16 protein-coding genes are annotated in these 18,051 nt (G+C 39.8%); 14 read left to right on the forward strand and 2 right to left on the reverse strand.

The window, feature by feature from the left end:
- The first annotated feature begins 38 nt into the window (after positions 1 to 38).
- The 10 genes from HHO41_RS15350 to HHO41_RS15395 all read left to right on the forward strand — a co-directional run bounded on the left by HHO41_RS15350 (position 39) and on the right by HHO41_RS15395 (position 10,587).
- A complete protein-coding gene (locus HHO41_RS15350) occupies positions 39 to 3,851 on the forward strand; it encodes a proton-conducting transporter transmembrane domain-containing protein (RefSeq protein ID WP_169100188.1) in 3,813 nt (1,270 codons plus the stop codon).
- The gene (locus HHO41_RS15355; RefSeq protein WP_169100190.1) at positions 3,851 to 4,819 is read left to right on the forward strand and encodes a respiratory chain complex I subunit 1 family protein; all 969 of its coding nucleotides are present in this window, start codon (positions 3,851 to 3,853) and stop codon (positions 4,817 to 4,819) included. Before HHO41_RS15350 ends, HHO41_RS15355 begins: the two co-directional genes overlap by 1 nt.
- A gap of 22 nt (positions 4,820 to 4,841) precedes the next feature.
- Entirely contained in the window at positions 4,842 to 5,273 is a 432-nt protein-coding gene (locus HHO41_RS15360; RefSeq protein WP_169100192.1) for an NADH-quinone oxidoreductase subunit B family protein, read from the forward strand.
- A 12-nt stretch (positions 5,274 to 5,285) separates the two neighbouring features.
- Positions 5,286 to 5,798, forward strand: coding sequence for a 4Fe-4S dicluster domain-containing protein (locus HHO41_RS15365; protein WP_169100194.1), 513 nt, complete (start codon positions 5,286 to 5,288; stop codon positions 5,796 to 5,798).
- On the forward strand, positions 5,795 to 6,373 hold the full coding sequence (locus tag HHO41_RS15370; protein ID WP_211171180.1) for an NADH-quinone oxidoreductase subunit C: 579 nt from the start codon (positions 5,795 to 5,797) through the stop codon (positions 6,371 to 6,373). The genes HHO41_RS15365 and HHO41_RS15370 overlap by 4 nt, the downstream gene beginning before the upstream one ends.
- 64 nt (positions 6,374 to 6,437) lie before the next feature.
- A complete protein-coding gene (locus HHO41_RS15375) occupies positions 6,438 to 7,448 on the forward strand; it encodes a hydrogenase large subunit (RefSeq protein WP_348981290.1) in 1,011 nt (336 codons plus the stop codon).
- 35 nt (positions 7,449 to 7,483) lie between these two features.
- A complete protein-coding gene (gene hypA, locus HHO41_RS15380) occupies positions 7,484 to 7,825 on the forward strand; it encodes a hydrogenase maturation nickel metallochaperone HypA (protein WP_169100198.1) in 342 nt (113 codons plus the stop codon).
- A gap of 28 nt (positions 7,826 to 7,853) precedes the next feature.
- On the forward strand, positions 7,854 to 9,113 hold the full coding sequence (hypD, locus tag HHO41_RS15385) for a hydrogenase formation protein HypD (RefSeq protein WP_169100200.1): 1,260 nt from the start codon (positions 7,854 to 7,856) through the stop codon (positions 9,111 to 9,113).
- Between the two features lie 58 nt (positions 9,114 to 9,171).
- Positions 9,172 to 9,834: a hydrogenase nickel incorporation protein HypB gene (gene hypB / locus HHO41_RS15390; RefSeq protein ID WP_169100202.1), complete on the forward strand. Its 663-nt coding sequence runs from the start codon at positions 9,172 to 9,174 to the stop codon at positions 9,832 to 9,834.
- A gap of 36 nt (positions 9,835 to 9,870) precedes the next feature.
- Positions 9,871 to 10,587: a ThiF family adenylyltransferase gene (locus HHO41_RS15395; protein WP_169100204.1), complete on the forward strand. Its 717-nt coding sequence runs from the start codon at positions 9,871 to 9,873 to the stop codon at positions 10,585 to 10,587.
- A gap of 146 nt (positions 10,588 to 10,733) precedes the next feature.
- Here the strand turns inward: HHO41_RS15395 and nspC are convergent, their stop codons facing one another.
- Both nspC and HHO41_RS15405 read right to left on the reverse strand, forming a co-directional pair.
- Positions 10,734 to 11,858, reverse strand: coding sequence for a carboxynorspermidine decarboxylase (gene nspC, locus HHO41_RS15400; protein WP_169100206.1), 1,125 nt, complete (start codon positions 11,856 to 11,858; stop codon positions 10,734 to 10,736).
- Positions 11,859 to 13,097 (reverse strand): saccharopine dehydrogenase family protein, encoded by a 1,239-nt coding sequence (locus HHO41_RS15405; protein ID WP_169100208.1) that lies wholly within the window; start codon positions 13,095 to 13,097, stop codon positions 11,859 to 11,861.
- Positions 13,098 to 14,065: 968 nt separating this feature from the next.
- Here HHO41_RS15405 and HHO41_RS15410 point away from each other — a divergent pair.
- From HHO41_RS15410 to HHO41_RS15425, 4 genes are all read left to right on the forward strand, one after another.
- Positions 14,066 to 15,148 carry a sulfate ABC transporter substrate-binding protein gene (locus HHO41_RS15410; protein ID WP_169100210.1) on the forward strand — a complete coding sequence of 361 codons (1,083 nt, stop codon included), beginning with the start codon at positions 14,066 to 14,068 and terminating at the stop codon, positions 15,146 to 15,148.
- Between the two features lie 93 nt (positions 15,149 to 15,241).
- Complete coding sequence (gene cysT, locus HHO41_RS15415; RefSeq protein WP_169100212.1) at positions 15,242 to 16,072, forward strand: sulfate ABC transporter permease subunit CysT; 831 nt, start codon at positions 15,242 to 15,244, stop codon at positions 16,070 to 16,072.
- A gap of 12 nt (positions 16,073 to 16,084) precedes the next feature.
- Positions 16,085 to 16,957, forward strand: a complete 873-nt coding sequence (cysW, locus tag HHO41_RS15420; RefSeq protein WP_169100214.1) for a sulfate ABC transporter permease subunit CysW — start codon at positions 16,085 to 16,087, stop codon at positions 16,955 to 16,957.
- A gap of 19 nt (positions 16,958 to 16,976) precedes the next feature.
- Positions 16,977 to 18,050, forward strand: coding sequence for a sulfate/molybdate ABC transporter ATP-binding protein (locus HHO41_RS15425; protein WP_169100216.1), 1,074 nt, complete (start codon positions 16,977 to 16,979; stop codon positions 18,048 to 18,050).
- The last annotated feature ends 1 nt before the right edge of the window (position 18,051 follow it).

Genomic DNA, 18,051 nt, shown 5'->3' on the forward strand with positions numbered 1-18,051 from the left:
TTTTTACTTTAAAAAAAGTCAGGTGAGGGGGGAAAAGATTGAACGCATTGCCATTTATGGGTCTCATAATTTTGCTGCTCTTTGAAGTCATTGCTGTTATGAAAACTGAAAAATTAATGGCATTACTGATATATTCTTCGATTGCTGAAATAGGATATATTTTACTCGGTATCGGAAGCGGTACTTTTGTTGGGCAGACAGGTGGCTTTCTCCATCTAGAATATCAAATTCTTATGAGGGGTTTGGTATTTCTTGCTGCATTTGTCATAACAAAGCGCGGTAAGACGCAATACATTGAGAAATTAACAGGAACTGGTAGAACTTCACCATTCATTTCGACGTTGTTTGCTTTTGGTATCTTTTCTGTGATGGGACTTTCCCCATTTAAGGGGTCTATCAGCAAATTTCTAATTGTATACGCTTGTATAGAAAACAGTAATTATGTTTATGCCGCACTGGCAATGATAGGCAGTATTATTGAAGCGTGGTATTTTATCAGGATTTTGCATCAAATCTGTTTTGCTGAAGCTGTGGAGGTTGCTCCTAACCCCGATAGTCCGGATAATACATCTGTGTGGTTTAATAAGATCAATTACGGAGCGGTAATTGCTCTAGCAACTTTTACTGCGTTGACATCACTCTTTCCCGAACCGTTAATAAGGTTTAGTGGGAATTTGGCAAATTTAGTGTTTGGGACATCCAAGCTTGAATTACCTGTTTTGGATTCACAATGGCCTTTGCTGGTATTGATACCTTATATCGGCGCTTTTTTCGTTTTCATTATGGGCCTTTTTTGGCCGAAGCTGAGAGGAGCACTAGCTGTTTGTATTGCCGCAGCGACAGTTGGAATGGTTTGGATTGACGGGAGAATCGATGGCCTGTCCAAACTTTTTGCGTTGATTATTTCAATTATTATGTTATTAGCTATCATCTATTCAATTGGATATTTTAAAAATAAAAAGTGCAACAATGGTTATTTTTTCTTTATGCTGCTTACTTTAGGCAGTTTGATCGGCGTGGCAACGAGTACAAAGTTTGGAAATTTTTATGTGTTCTGGGAACTGATGACCTGGGCATCATATTTGCTAATCGTTCAAGAACCGACACAAAAGGTATTAAAAGCCGGTTTTAAGTATTTTATGATGTGTACGTCCGGAGCCTATATAATGCAGTTTGGGATTTTGGCGTTGCAATACAAAACCGGAACTCTTGACATGGGAATGATTTCAGAAAAACTTCCTTTGCTGGAGCCGGGACTCCTAATGACAGTAATCGTGATGTTTGTTATTGGAACCGGTGTTAAAACAGGTCTTGTGCCAATGCACAGCTGGTTGCCTGAAGCGCATCCTCAAGCTCCGTCACCTGTTTCAGCCGTTCTTTCAGGTGTCCTTACTAAAATAGGAATATATGGGCTTGTGAGAATTGTGTTTGCTATTTTCGGGGTAGGTATCTTGACTCAATTAGGGTCCGCTGGAAAGCTAACCTATACTGGCTTGACCATATCCATTTTAGGAATCATAACGTCTCTCTATGGAGAGATCATGGCCTTACGCCAGAAAGATATAAAACGACTGCTGGCATTTTCAACTATGGGACAGATAGGCGAGATTGTTTCCATTCTTGGATTGGGAACATATTTGAGCATGGTTGCTGGACTTTATCATGTTTTGAATCATGCAATCATGAAAGGTCTGCTATTCCTTTCTGCAGGCATACTGGTGCATAAACTGAACACAAGAGATTTAAATGCATTAAAGGGAGTTGGAAAGGTAATGCCGTTTACCGTAGGATGCATGTCAATTGGTATCCTAGCCATTATCGGTTTACCTCCATTCAACGGCTTTATCAGTAAGTTTCTTATGTTGTATGCAGCGGTTAACTCAGGTAATTGGTATATCGCGGCTTTGATTCTATTTGGCAGCATTTTTGCTGCGATTTATTACATAAGGCTGATCAAAACATTATTCTTTGAAAAATATGAAGGGGCTGCCGTAAAAGATGGACATTGGTCCATGCTTGTCCCTATTGGTTTACTCACTGGTCTGGTGATTTTTAACGGACTGTTTCCTCAATTTGCATTAAAGCTGGTAATATCTGCGGCGAAGGCTGTTGCACTCAAAGGAGGGATAACGGTTACATTCATCCCTCAGATTCAGGTGAACTGGCCTGTAATCGTCATCATCCCGATGCTTGGTGGTCTAGCTGTGTACTTTTTGGGTAAACGTTCTCCGAAAGTTGCCGGGTGGCTTTCTTTCGCAGTGTTGTCTGCAACACTTATCTCCATTTCTGTTTTACATGAAAAGTTCGATATTTTCTCTTTAAGCTTTGCCCTGCTGATTGCCTTCATAGGTTTGCTCAATGTGATGTACTCTTTGGGATATATGGGACACGGACATGCTCAAAACCGCTATTACATGTTTTTCTTAATGATGATTAGCGGACTGATTGGTGTCGCAACAAGCAAGGACTTCTTCTCCTTCTTTATATATTGGGAAATTATGAGTAGCTGGACGTTATATTTCTCCATCATCCATGAGGAGACGAGAGCGGCGCTAAAAGAAGGTTTCAAGTATTTTATCTTTAATTATATCGGCGCAAGTATTGCGTTTTTAGGAATCCTTATTATAACAGCGAAAACAGGCGCCTTTGAAATGGGTGTCGTAGGGGAGCGTTTAAAGGATGTTGACTTAGGTATGGCTGGAACAGGCTTGGTTCTCATTACGGTTGGATTCCTTATGAAAGCTGCGGTACTTCCATTTCGAATTGACTACCAGATGCATCCTGCAACTGCGCCAACACCTGTCAGCGGATATATATCTTCCGTCTTATTAAAAAGTGCGCCATACAGCCTTATTAAGTTTTTCTTTATTATGGGAGGCACCGTTGTTGTAGGACGTCTTGGAATGGTTTTTAATAGTTCTACTCTGATGTACACTGTGTCTTGGATTGCAGGTCTGACCATTGTAGGTGCTGGTGCGATGGCACTTGTACAAAGAGGTATAAAAAGATTGCTGATTTATAGTACAGTCAGCCAGATTGGTTATATGATTCTTGGCTTAAGCCTTGGTTCAACCCTGGGACTGACAGGGGCCATGCTGCATTTTGTCAACCATATGTTTTTCAAAGATCTCCTCTTCCTTGCTGCAGGGGCCATTATGGTACAGGCGCATGTTAAAAATCTGGATTACATCAGCGGACTTGGTAGAAAAATGCCTATAACTTTAGCCTTTTTCATGGTAGGTGCTTTGTCATTGGCCGGCATACCTCCTTTCAGTGGCTTTACATCAAAATGGATCATTTATGAAGCGGCTATGGAAAAGGGCCAGGTATTTCTTGCAATCCTTTCGCTTGCGGGAAGTGTCATGACAATGGCTTATTTTGTTAAATTTATGCATTCTGCTTTCTTTGGTGTCACGGCAAGCAATTCAGAAAAAATAAAAGAAGCACCTTGGACTATGCTGGTTCCGATGGGAGTATTATCTGCCGTCAGTATTGTTTTTGGTATAATGCCCGGATTACCCCTAATGGTAATATCGAAGGTGTTAGCATTGGTTGGTGTCGCTCAGCCTTCCTTTACATTGTTCAGTGTTAAAACGCCGATTGGTGTTTGGCAGGTAGGAATCATCACTATAGCGATTTTTCTGGGGTTTGTTGTAGGTTTGTTATACCTTATGTCTTCAAGCAAAAAGATACGATATACTGACGCCTATACCTGTGGTGTGTCTGATATCGATACCGATAAGATCAATGCAGCTTCACAAAACATGTATGAAACCCCAACAAAGCTGGTTAAGAAACTACACAAAATATTTGTACCTGTTTTTGGTGATGGTGAGGAGGAAGAGGATTAATGGAAATTTTAATACTTTTTATAAATATTTTGATTTTTCCTGGAGGCCTTTTCGCCATTGTATTAGGTTTGTTTCTTACCGGTGTTGACCGGAAAATTTATGCGCGTCTTCAAAGACGTGTAGGTCCACCAATATATCAACCGTATATTGATTTGATAAAACTTTCAAAAAAGGAAATTTTAGTGCCAAGGACTGCCAACAATATTGCATTCAGGTTTGCTCCATTAATGGGTTTCGCAGGTATGCTTGCAGCGATTGCCATCATTCCTGTCACAGGGATTTCTTCTGGCCTATATCCATCGGGAGACCTTCTCGTGTTATTGTATTTGCTCGCTACACCAGCGCTAGCCTTGATGATTGGGGCATCTGCTTCCGGATCCCCATATAGTTCGATTGGACTATCGAGAGAAATGGTCATTATGCTGGCATATGAAATACCCTTAACGATTGTTCTTTTGACGGTTGGAATGAGAGTTGGAATGGCAGGAGGGGAAACTGCGGTTTTTTCATTGACCAGGATTGTGAATTACCAATTGGACAACGGACTATTACTTTTTGATTTGCCCATGCTGCCTGCTGTCTTGGCATTTATGTGCTGTATTCCCGGAACAATCGGAGTTGTTCCCTTTGACATACCGGAAGCTGAAACGGAAATTGCTGAGGGAACCCTTTTGGAGTATTCAGGTGCGGGACTTGCAATGTTTAAGCTCACTGGCGGCTTGAAGATCCTTGTTGTGTCTGCCCTTACTGTTGCGCTATTTTTTCCGTCAGGCATAGGTAACTTTTGGCTAGTGAATCTGTTATGGTTCATTTTTAAATGCATAGTTGTAACTTTTTTTACTATTACACTTGTTCGAGCTACAAGAGCCAGAATGCGTATGGATCAGGCATTCAAATTCTATCTGTTATTCCCGACCGCTTTGGCATTAATTAGTATGGTTTTTACGCTGCTTTCTATCAGAATCTAATCTATTTGAAGGAGAAATATTTATGTCAGATTTACTTCAAAAAATCGTAAAAAAGTCTCCTTGGATCTATCGAATTAATGCCGGCTCCTGTAATGGATGTGATGTAGAAATGGCTACAACTGCTTTGATTCCTAGATACGATATTGAACGTCTCGGATGCAAATATTGCGGAAGCCCGAAGCACGCGGACATTGTATTGATATCAGGGCCGGTTACTGCTGTTGTGAAGGAGAAAGTTTTACGTGTCTATAATGAAATACCAAATCCGAAGGTTGTTGTAGCAGTCGGTATTTGTCCTATATCTGGTGGGGTTTTTAGAGACAGTTATGCTGTGGAGACCCAACTGGATGCGTATATTCCAGTGGATGTGAATGTTCCAGGCTGTCCTCCGCGGCCGCAAGCAATAATTGACGGGGTTGCAATGGCGGTTGAAATTTGGAAGACCAGGTTCTAGGGGGGATTATAAATGAGTTCAATTTTGAAACTGATTTTAAGGAATCTCATCCAAGGTCCGTCAACCATTCAATACCCCTTTGAAGATTCACCGGCGCCGGAAAAACTTAGAGGAAAAATTAAGCATAATCCGGATGAATGTGTGGCGTGTCATATGTGTGAATATGTATGCGCAGGCGGAGCCATAAGGATACAGGAAACTAATGATAAAAATGCATTTAACTTTGTCGTGTGGCACAATTCTTGTACATTTTGCGGGCTGTGCGAGTATTACTGCCCAACAAAGGCCATTCATTTAACAAACGATTACCATACTGCACATTTACAAGTTGAAAAATTCAACTATACGGAAAGAACTTTAATCAGAAAACAACAGTGTACACGCTGCGGTGAACCTTTAATACCGCTTTCGCCAAAGTTAGTGGCAATGTTATATGGAGAAGAAGGCGATGTGAAGGGATTGACTAAAATGTGTGAGAAATGCCGCAAAAAAACAATATGGGAAGGTGGTGTATTTAAGATATGACAGAAGGAGTAATGAAACACTTTGAAAGCAATATCATTCAAAAACCAGATGGAAAAATGGACCTTAGCTGGGATATTGATAAAAAAGGTGTTGTATGCGGTTGGTGCAGTCTGGCCAACCCTGAGGATATTTATATAGTTGCAGAGCTTGTAGCCAGTTTTAAGGGAAGAGTGATGACGATTTCTCCATTAAATACGCCAACGATTATCGCCGGCAAAGCGCCCGATGAGGCGTTTGTAAATGAAAAACCGATCAGCTTGGTTATCAATTATCACTTCTTTTTTGAGGGAGTAAATTTTACTGTTCGTATTACGTTACCGGATATGGAGAGAACAGTAAAATCAATAACCCCGGTGCTGAAAAGCGCAGACTGGCATGAAAGGGAAATGCAGGAGCTTTATAACATCAAGCTGAATGGTCATCCTAATTCCAAAAGACTGTTTCTTGATGAAAACATTTATTTGACAGATCACACTATGATTCCACTGTCTGAAGCAATGAGAGGTGCAAGTACCAGCACTTTGTGGGAAAAAATCATGAAGTCTGACAGAAAGGAAGCGAAAATCGGTGAGTAGCTATACGATTCCTATTGGTCCGGTACACGTAGTCCTGGAAGAACCCATATATTTCAAAGTGCAGGTGGAGGGCGAGACGGTTGTCGGTCTAGATATAAATGCCGGTCATGTCCATCGCGGAATTGAATTCCTGGCGATGCAAAGGAATTTTTACCAGAACTTAACTCTCACTGAAAGAGTTTGTTCGCTTTGTTCTAATAACCACCCATTTACCTATTGTATGGCAATTGAAAAAATTGCCGGTATTGACATTCCAGAAAGAGCCGAATATTTAAGAACGATTGCCGATGAAATTAAACGTATTTCCTCCCATCTATTTAACATTGGTCTAATTCCGCATATTATCGGTTTCGACTCTCTGTTTATGCATGCAATGGAGCTTAGAGAGACGATGCAGGATCTAAAAGAATCAATCTTCGGTAATAGAATGAATTTATCCGTCAATAGTATAGGCGGGGTTAGATATGATATTTCTGACGAGCAAGGCAGGTATATTCTTAAAACGCTGGACGATTTAAAAAAACCGCTTGAAGAAATAACGGGGATATGCAGGACGAATGCCTCGATTCGCCGCCGTACTGAGGGCATCGGTATCCTTCCTGAAGATAAAGCTGTCCTTTATGGCGTGGTCGGGCCAGTCGCGAGAGCATCTGGTCTTGGATATGATGTGAGGGCGGACAACCCTTATGCAGCATATGACAAGCTGAAATTCAATGCAGTAACAAAGAAAAATGGCGATGTCTATTCAAGACTTATGGTAAGACTAGAAGAAGTCGTTGAATCGATTAATATCATTGAGCAGTGTATAAAGCAAATGCCTGACGGACCAACCTGCCTGGATTATATGCCGGATATTCCAGCTGGAGAGGCGATTGCAAAATCGGAAGCTCCAAGAGGTGAATTGATCTATTACGCACGAACAAACGGCACGGCTATTCCGGAGAGGATCAAATGGAGAGTCCCGACATACCCGAACTGGGAAGCCCTTCATGTCATGCTGCCTGGAAGTAAGATTGCAGATATTCCTGTCGTCATAGGCAGTATTGACCCGTGCATTTCCTGTACCGAGAGATAAAAAACATAGTTTTTTAGAGAAGGAGGTACCGTAAGTTGCATGAACTGGCTATGGTAAGAAGTATTTATGATGTAATAAATGAAAAGATCAAAGAGTATGGCGTAAAAAAGGTAAAAGAAGTCAAACTTATCGTAGGAGAACTGACCGGCGTAGAAGATATGACCATGAAGTCCTGCTTTGAGATTTATGTTCAGGCAACACCAATAGAAGGAGCAAGTCTTGTTATTGAGCGCGTTCCGGTTAAAGTACGGTGCCGAATATGCGGGAATGAATTCGAAACGAAAATTCCGTTTTCACAATGTGGTGTTTGTGCAAAAAAAAGTTTTCAAATCATTGCCGGGAAAGAATTTTATATTGAAAGTCTAGATGTAGAGTAAACTTACATATTCAGTGAAGGTGATTAGGATGTGTGTTGCAGCTTTCGGGAAAGTTACAGAATTAATGGGAAAAAGTGCAGTGGTTAGTTTCAGGGGGGCGTTGAAGGAAGTTTCCATTGCGCTGCTTCCCAATGTTGGAATAGGTGACACAGTTATTGTTCATGCAGGCTTTGCAACCGAAATACTCAAAGACCCTCAAAAGATGTATCGTGATGTGGTTGCTACAGATGCTTATGCAAGACAGCTGATAGATGCCATCGAGAAAGAAAATAAAAGACTCCATGAGCGGGAATTAAAAATCATGAATTTTTGCGGTACCCATGAAAATACCATTGTACAATACGCCCTGCGCGATCTTTTGCCTCCCAATATACAATTAATCAGCGGTCCCGGCTGTCCTGTTTGCGTTACACCTGAGGAAGAGATTGGTATCGGGCTGAATTTGGCAAAAAGAAAAAATATTATTCTTACAACCTACGGGGACTTATTAAGGGTGCCGACAAGATGGGGCTCTTTGGAACAATTAAGACTTGAGGGGGGCGACGTGAGAATGGTCTGTGATATCTCACATGCTCTTAATATAGCAAAAACGACTAAAACAGAGGTGGTCCATTTTGCGGTAGGGTTTGAAACGACTGCCCCAGGTACAGCCGCAATTATTCAGGAGGCCGGTAATATAGAAAACTTCTCGATTATTTCTTCTCATCGGATCACCCCTCCTGCCATGGAATATGTAGTTTTGAATTCAAAAATGGATATATTGCTTTGTCCTGGACACGTGGCAATGGTTACAGGAACAACTCCTTTTGACACAATTGTAAAACAATATGGAATCCCTTGTGTGATAAGCGGGTTTGAACCAGTTGACGTTTTAGAGGCCATACTTCAGGCAATGGTCCATTTTGATAAGAACGAGTGTGTCTTAATGAATCAATATGATCGTGTCGTAAAAGAAAGAGGGAATTTAAGGGCGCAAAACCTTATACATGAAACCTTTACACTTAAGGATGCAAACTGGAGAGGTGTTGGCATGTTGCCTCAGTCCCGCCTAGTACTTAAAAGTGAATACAGCAAATTTGACGCCGAAGCTAAATTTGATTTACAGCTACCTGATATGATAGAGACAACAAGACAAAACTGCCTATGCGGTGAGGTACTTAAAGGTATGAAACCTCAAATTTGCCCTAATTTTGGAAAAGAATGCACACCAACAAATCCAGCAGGACCTTGTATGGTTACGAATGAAGGGGCCTGCAGCATTGCCTATATGAACCGTGCAATGATATAAATTGATAGCGCTACAGAGGGGGATACACTTTTATTATTACAAAAGAGGAGAATAAACGATGAGTGAGATAAAAGTTGTAACCGATATTCTAAAAGCAAACGATGAGATTCATTCCCTAAATAGAAAGAAGCTAGATGAAAAGAAGGTCTATGTACTAAACGTGATGAGTTCACCCGGTTCAGGTAAAACCACGATCCTCGAAAAGATTATATCCAAATTAAAAGTAGATATTAAAATAGCAGTCATTGAAGGAGATCCCTATACGAGTTTGGATGCTCGAAGAATTGAAGCTAAGGGGGTGCCGGTTGTTCAAATTAACACCGGAGGAGCTTGCCATCTCGATGCCAACATGATTCGGAATGCTATGGATACCATCAATCTTAATGAGATTGAACTGTTGATTGTTGAGAATGTTGGCAATTTGGTATGCCCGGCAGAATTTGATATTGGCGAAGATATCAAAGTAACGGTAATGAGTACAACCGAGGGGACTTATAAACCCCTGAAATGTCCTTTAGCCTTTGAGAAGTCAGGAGTTGTCATTCTAAACAAGATTGACTTGGTTGAGTATACCAACTTTGACACAGCTGAATTTTATAAAAATGTGAGACTACTTAATGATAAGTCAATCATTTTTGAAACATCCTGTACTCAAGACGTGGGATTAGATGAATTATGCTTTTGGCTAAAAAATAAAGTACGAGAGAAACAAAATGAATAGTTTACTAGTATTTGATTATGTGAGGAGGTGGTTAATGTGAGATACGAAAGACAATTGATAATCCCTCAAATCGGGCAGGAAGGGCAGAAAAAACTGGAGCAAAGTACGGTTTCGGTTATTGGTACAGGAGGGCTTGGTTCTCCTGTCCTTACCTATCTCACCAGTGCTGGAGTCGGAACCATTCGAATCTTTGATGATGATGTCGTATCGGAATCTAATCTGAACCGGCAGTTTTTACATAACACAGAAGATGTGGGAAAGTTAAAAACTCTATCAGCAAAAGAAAAATTATCTATGCTAAATCCGAACGTAAATTTAGTTCTAATCAATGACAGACTGAATATGGATAATGCAGAATCATATATCGCTGGTTCGGACGTTGTGGTAGATTGTGTGGATAATATAGCGACAAGAATAACTGTCGCCCAGACTTGTATGAAACTGGGCATACCGCTAGTCGAAGGCGGAGTTTACGGATTCTCTGGATATGTAATGGATATTGGAATCGAATTTGCATGCCTGTCTTGTCTGGGTTATGACAATGTAATTCCGAAAACACCAATCCCAGTTTTAGGGGTTACAGCTGGAGTCATTGGCTGCATGCAAGCTAACGAGTGTATAAAACTAATTTTAGGAATCGGTGAACCTCTTTTCGGACGTATGCTTAATTATGATGGGTTAAGGGGTACTTGGGATGAAATTCATGTGAAAAAAGCAGTCAACTGTCCTGTTCATAGAAATAATAGGTCATAACATATCGGTTCCAAATGGGGGGGGGATTTAATCTATATGAATCACTTATTATATCTTGTTTTAAAAAAAACCAGACTTTAAAGTCTGGTTTTTTAATGTCTAGCTTTAGCAACGATCGCCAAGGTAAATCGCTATTGCTTTTTTAATTATAATCTCATCTTAAAATCTTGATAACTGAACTGGCGAACAACCTTACATTCGCCATCTTTGTCTTGGACAGCAATGGCTGGTAAGGCCATGCCATTAAAAGTTGTGTTCTTTACCATAGTGTAAATGGCCATATCACCAAACACTAAACGGTCGCCACTCTTTAATGGTTGGTCAAACGAATAATCGCCAATCACATCGCCTGCGAGACAAGTTTGACCTCCAAGACGATATGTATGAGGCTTTTCGCCAACCTCTCCAGAACCTAATAAAGGAGGGCGGTAGGGCATTTCTAATACGTCAGGCATATGACAAGACGCAGATGTGTCTAAAATTGCAATGTTCATGCTGTTTTCAAGTGTATCAAGTACAGTCGTGACAAGATAACCTGCGTTAAGCGCAACTGCTTCGCCTGGTTCAAGATATACTTCTAAACCATATTCATCTTGCATTCTCTTTATGCAAGCTTCTAATCTTGGAATATCGTAATCTTCTCTTGTAATATGATGCCCCCCACCAAAGTTAATCCATTTCATCTTACGTAAATATGGACCGAACTTTTCCTCGACTGCGTTAAGGGTCGTTTCCAAGTCATCAGAGTTTTGCTGACAAAGTGTATGGAAATGAAGTCCTTCAATACCTTCAAGTAAATCAGGACGGAAGTTTTTAAGTGTTACACCAAAGCGTGAACCAGGTGCGCATGGGTTGTAAATATCATGACCAATTTGCGTAGAGCATTCTGGGTTGATACGTAAACCAATACTTCTTCCAGCTTTAAGGGCTTTATCCTTAAATTTTTCAATCTGTGAAAAAGAGTTAAAGATGATATGATCACAAATTTCGATAATCTCATCAATTTCATCTTCACGATAGGCAGGGGAGAAAACATGATTTTCTTTCCCCATTTCCTCATAACCGAGGCGGGCTTCGAAAAGCCCGCTCGCGGTTGTGCCGCTCAAATATTCTCCAATAAGAGGATAGAGTGAATACATTGAAAATGCTTTTTGTGCTAAGACAATCTTACATCCAGTCCGTTCCATGACTCCGTTCAGGATTTTAAGATTTTTTTCCAGAAGACCTTCATCGACTACATAACAAGGAGTAGGTAATTCTTCAAAGCGCATTTACTTTACGGTCTCCGGATCTTGAACTTTAATTGGTTCATTATCAACAAGTACTGGGTTAAAATCTTCTTTCCATGGTAGGCCCCACTTGTTTAATTCTTCCATGAATGGATCTGGATCAAATTCTTCAATATTGTAAACACCAGGCTTATTCCACTTGCCAGTTAGAACCATGGCTGCACCGATCATTGCTGGTACGCCAGTTGTATAAGAGATAGCTTGTGAGCCAACTTCTTTGTAGCACTCTTGGTGGTCACAAACATTGTAAACATAATAAGTTTTTTCAACGCCGTCTTTTTTACCTTTGAAAATACAGCCGATATTTGTTTTTCCAACTGTACGAGGTCCAAGTGAAGCTGGATCTGGTAAAACTGCTTTTAAGAATTGAAGTGGAATGATTTGCTTTCCTTCATATTCAATTGGCTCGATTGATGTCATACCAACATTTTCAAGGCACTTTAAGTGAGTTAAATAGCTTTGACCAAATGTCATGAAGAAGCGGATCCGCTTAAGTCCAGGGATGTTTTTTGCAAGAGACTCAAGCTCTTCGTGATAAAGCAAATACATATCCTTTTCGCCAACTTCTTCAAAGTTATAAACGCGCTTGATTTCCATTGGTTTTGTTTCAATCCATTCACCGTTTTCCCAATATCTTCCGTTAGCTGACACTTCACGAATGTTGATTTCAGGGTTGAAATTTGTTGCAAAAGGATAGCCGTGGTCACCGCCATTGCAATCTAGAATATCGATGGTTTCAATTTCATCGAAATAGTGTTTTAAAGCGTAAGCAGAGAAAACTCCTGTTACACCAGGGTCAAAGCCGCTTCCTAAAAGGGCAGTGATTCCAGCTTCTTTGAAGCGCTCTTGGTAAGCCCATTGCCAGCTATATTCAAATTTAGCAGTATCCTCTGGCTCATAGTTAGCTGTATCCATATAATGAGTTTTTGTTGCTAAGCAAGCATCCATGATTGTTAAATCTTGGTATGGTAAAGCAAGGTTCATAACGATATCCGGCTTAACTTCGTTAATTAACGCAATTAATTCATCAACGTTATCTGCATCAACCTGTGCAGTTGTAATTTTAGTTTTTCCACCATCTAACTTTGCTTTTAAATCATCACATTTTGATTTTGTACGGCTTGCGATACAAATCTCTTCGAAAACCTCGCTGTTTTGAACACATTTGTGAATGGCAACTGAAGCTACTCCGCCAGCTCCAATGATAAGTGCTTTACCCATTTTCTAATCTCCTCGTCAAATAGATTTTTCAAAGCTAATGATTTCCATAACAGCCTTACTCGCGATTTTCTAAGGTTGTTTGACGGAAAAAGATGATAAAACTTAAAACTTATAAACGGCAAAAAAGCAAGTGAAATACGCATTAATATTCGCGCACAACACTTGCTTAGATATAATCGTCATTATTAAAAAGCTATTTATCCTATCCGTAATGTCAGGGATACCCTTACAAAAAACTCCCAGTACTATTACGTCAGAAAGCTCATTAATATTCAAAATATATCTTATTAGGATCAGAGTCTATATAGCAAATAATTACTTTTACCACTCTTATTGACCGTTTCACAAGTTGTGTGCAATACATGCACTGGTTGTAAAGTAACCAACTTATAAAATTTGAGCTTTTAACTCAATCAATAAGGCAACTAAAGTTGCCAATCGGCATTTGACCCGGCGAACCGTTGCCTTGACTCCTCAAATGAGAAGTGGTCAAAATTATCTGCTTGGAAAGACTCAAGATAATTTGAATATTAGCTTTCCAATTCACGTTCTTTATAATAACAGCAACTTTTCTAAATAGCAATAGTAACATCAATATTTTTTTACAAAATCCGACTTACCCTTCAAATTTCTATTGTTTTTTGTTGAACACCTTTTTATTTCTATTCAACTTATTGCCATTTTGATATAAGAAAAATAAAAAATCTTATCGCTAAGTAATCGACATTGAAAAATTATTCTGACATTTCCAAAAAACCAAGTTGACTTATAGGAAAAATGGAGTTAGGATAGAGACAAGAACACAGAAAGTCATTTGAGATCAACCAGATTAATTTGGCTTTCTTTCAAATCAGAGACAACTATATAATCGCTCAATAGCTGATCAGACAACTGAAGGCTGTTATCTTTTTTTGACAAAAAGGTAGCAGCCTTTTTGTTTTGAAAAAATCAAAAAGGGAGAGGTAACCATGAAAAAAGGAAAAAACATTATTTGGAGGCTTACCGTACTGTTAATTGTTGCATTATTGGCTTTAACTGGGTGCAGCAGTTCTCAAGAAACAAGCAAGGAAAGCAAAGAAGAATCGAAAAAAACGGAGAAAACAACTAAAAAGGAGCCAGTTGAGTTATTAAATGTTTCCTATGATCCAACTCGAGAACTTTACCAGGAGTTTAACGAGGATTTTGCAAAACATTGGAAAGAAAAAACAGGACAACAAGTTACGATTCAACAATCACATGGTGGCTCAGGGAAACAAGCAAGAGCTGTAATCGACGGTCTTGAGGCTGATGTTGTTACATTAGCACTAGCATATGATATCGATGAAATCGCAAATTTTAATAATTTGCTTGACAAGAATTGGCAGAAGCAATTTAAGAATAATTCTACTCCCTACACATCTACAATTGTATTTTTAGTGCGAAAAGGTAATCCAAAAAACATCAATGATTGGGATGACTTAACAAAAGATGGTGTCTCCGTTATTACTCCAAATCCTAAAACATCAGGTGGAGCTAGATGGAATTATTTAGCAGCGTGGGCGTACGCCGATAAAAAGTACAAGGGCGATGAAGAGAAGGTAAAACAATTCATAAATAAGCTATATAAAAATGTTGAGGTTTTAGATTCAGGTGCTCGTGGTTCAACTACCACATTCGTTGAAAGAGGAATTGGTGATGTTTTAATCGCATGGGAAAACGAAGCATACTTAACCTTAAATGAATTAGGCAAAGACAAATTTGAAATTGTAAATCCATCATTAAGTATTTTAGCTGAACCACCAGTTGCTGTTGTTGACAAGGTAGTCGACAAAAAGGGAACTCGGGAAGTGGCAGAAGCATATTTAGATTATTTATATACTGATAAAGGTCAAGAAATAGCTGCGAAAAACTATTATCGTCCTCGAAATGAAACTGTGTTAAAGAAATACGCCGATCAGTTCCCGAAAATTGATCTAGTCAATATCGATGATTCTTTTGGCGGTTGGAAAAAAGCCCAAGAAAAACATTTCCAAGATGGCGGAACATTTGATCAAATTTATCAACCACAGTAAACGTACACAAATCAATTAGTAACCACCCAGACTCTCTGGGTGGCTTCCGCTTTATTTCATTTTGTTTTGTCACATGACCGTAGGGGTGTAAACATGAAACCAATTAAACTGAAATCCTATAGTATTTTGCCAGGATTTGGGCTATCACTAGGGTACACGATTACATATACGAGTATTCTTGTCTTATTACCATTATCGATGATTTTTTTTAATACCTTTACGATGGAATGGTCAAAAATATGGGAAACCATTTCTGACCCAAGAGTCGTTGCTTCTTATAAATTAAGCTTCAGCGCCTCGCTTTCTGCAGCGCTCATTAATGTTGTTTTTGGAGTGTTAATTGCCTGGGTACTTGTTCGTTATTCTTTTCCGGGAAAAAAGATTGTTGATGGCTTAGTCGATCTCCCATTTGCCTTGCCAACTGCGGTTGCAGGGATTGCTTTAACTACACTCTACACGCCGAATGGGTGGGTGGGCCAATTTTTGAATTTTAAAGTAGCCTACACCTCATTAGGGGTTACCGTGGCACTTACCTTTATCGGTTTACCATTTGTTGTCAGAATGGTTCAACCTGTATTATTGAACTTCGAACGGGAGATAGAGGAGGCTTCCGCAAGCTTAGGTGCCAATCGGTTTCAAACCTTCACCAGAATCATTATTCCAGAATTGGTGCCAGCAGCTTTGACTGGTTTTGCACTTGCGTTTGCAAGGGCGATTGGTGAGTATGGTTCGGTGGTTTTCATTTCTGGCAATATGCCCATGAAAACAGAAATAACGCCATTATTAATCATGACTAAATTGGAGCAATATGATTATGCTGGGGCGACAGCGATTGCAGCTGTCATGCTGTTATTTTCTTTTGCCCTTTTATTGACAATTAATGTATTTCAATGGTGGATTAATAAACGATTTTTAAACGAATAAGGAGGATGAAACATGGCTGGGCATGTTCCGATGCAGCACGCAAGTACACCATTGCCAAGTACAGAAGCGAACACCGAACCAAAACTTGTTCGATGGCTGCTCATCTTTTTGGCAATCGGTTTTTTAAGCTTGTTTTTATTACTACCATTAATAGCAATTTTTGTTAAAGCCTTTGAAAAAGGCATTGATGTATATATCGCATCTATTACTCATCCTGATGCATTGGCAGCAATCAAATTAACCTTTATTGTCATTCTTATTGTCGTACCCTTAAACACCATTTTCGGTGTTGCGGCGGCATGGGCGATAACGAAGTTTCAATTCAAAGGGAAAAGTCTATTAATTACGATTATTGATTTGCCTTTTGCCGTTTCACCAGTCATTGCCGGACTTGTATTTATTTTATTATTTAGTTCCCATGGAGTTTTTGGCCCATGGTTATTAGAACACGATATTAAAATCATCTTCGCACTTCCAGGTATTGTCATTGCGACCGTTTTTGTCACATTTCCATTTGTAGCAAGAGAACTAATCCCTTTAATGCAAACATTGGGCTCAGCAGAAGAGGAAGCCTCAATAACCTTGGGAGCAAGTGGTTGGAAAACCTTTATATTTGTAACGCTCCCCAATATGAAATGGGGTTTACTGTACGGAATGATTTTATGTAACGCTAGGACTGTTGGAGAGTTTGGTGCGGTCTCTGTTGTGTCAGGTCACATCCGTGGAATGACCAATACAATGCCGTTACAGATTGAGATTTTATATAATGAATATCAATTTTCAGCTGCTTTTGCAGTTGCTTCATTAATGTCAATCCTAGCGATTGTGACCTTGGTGATTAAAAGCTATATTGAATGGAAGTCAAAGCTGCAACTGAAAGATTAAAAAGGAAGGATTTGACTAGATGAGCATTCACATCAACAATATTTCGAAAATATTTGGTTCATATCAAGCGTTAAATAATATTAATTTAAATATCGAAACAGGTGAGTTAATAGCGCTACTAGGCCCGTCCGGATCAGGAAAAACGTCACTGCTCAGAATCATCGCAGGGCTAGAGCATGCGGATACAGGAAGTATTTATTTCGATCAACAAGACATTACTTCAGTTAACACGAAGGAACGGAAAGTTGGGTTTGTGTTTCAGCATTATGCATTGTTCCGCCATATGACCGTTTTTGATAACGTGGCATACGGTCTTAAAGTCCGTCCGCGCAAAGAGCGACCATCTAAACAAGAAATTAAGGAAAAAGTTGAGGAGCTATTACGATTAGTAAAATTAGAAGCATTCGCCAACCGGTTTCCTAGTCAACTTTCTGGAGGTCAACGGCAGCGGGTTGCTTTAGCCCGTGCACTAGCGGTTGAACCAAAGGTGCTTTTACTTGATGAACCGTTTGGAGCACTTGATGCTAAGGTTCGTAAGGATTTACGCAGGTGGTTGCGCCGTCTTCATGATGATTTTCATATTACTAGTATTTTCGTCACCCATGACCAAGAAGAAGCGCTTGACGTTGCCGACCGTATCGTTGTCATGAATGAGGGTCGAATAGAACAAGTTGGAACACCAGAGGAAGTATACGAACATCCAATAAATCCCTTTGTATATGATTTTCTTGGGAATGTAAATATCTTTCCAGGCCGGCTCCACAATGGGAAATTAAGTGATGGTATTTTTACTATCGATGCGCCCGATTTTCATGGTGAAGAAAGTACAGATGCAGTTGGCTATGTTCGTCCCCATGATATACACCTTGAACGAAAATCGGAATCAAATGATGCGGTTGAAGCAACGATTGTACATCTTCATGTTGTTGGACCTGTCGTTCGGGTGGAATTGAGACGGGAAGACCGAGAAGAGTTCCTTGAAGCTGAAATCTCAAAAGATCGCTATCGAAAGCTTGACTTGCAATTGAAAGATACCGTCTTTGTTAAACCAAAACAATTAAAGGTATTCATTCCGCAAGATTACACGATTTAGG

This window comes from Bacillus sp. DNRA2 (assembly GCF_012843265.1).
In the GTDB taxonomy this organism is placed as follows: domain Bacteria; phylum Bacillota; class Bacilli; order Bacillales; family Cytobacillaceae; genus Bacillus_BU.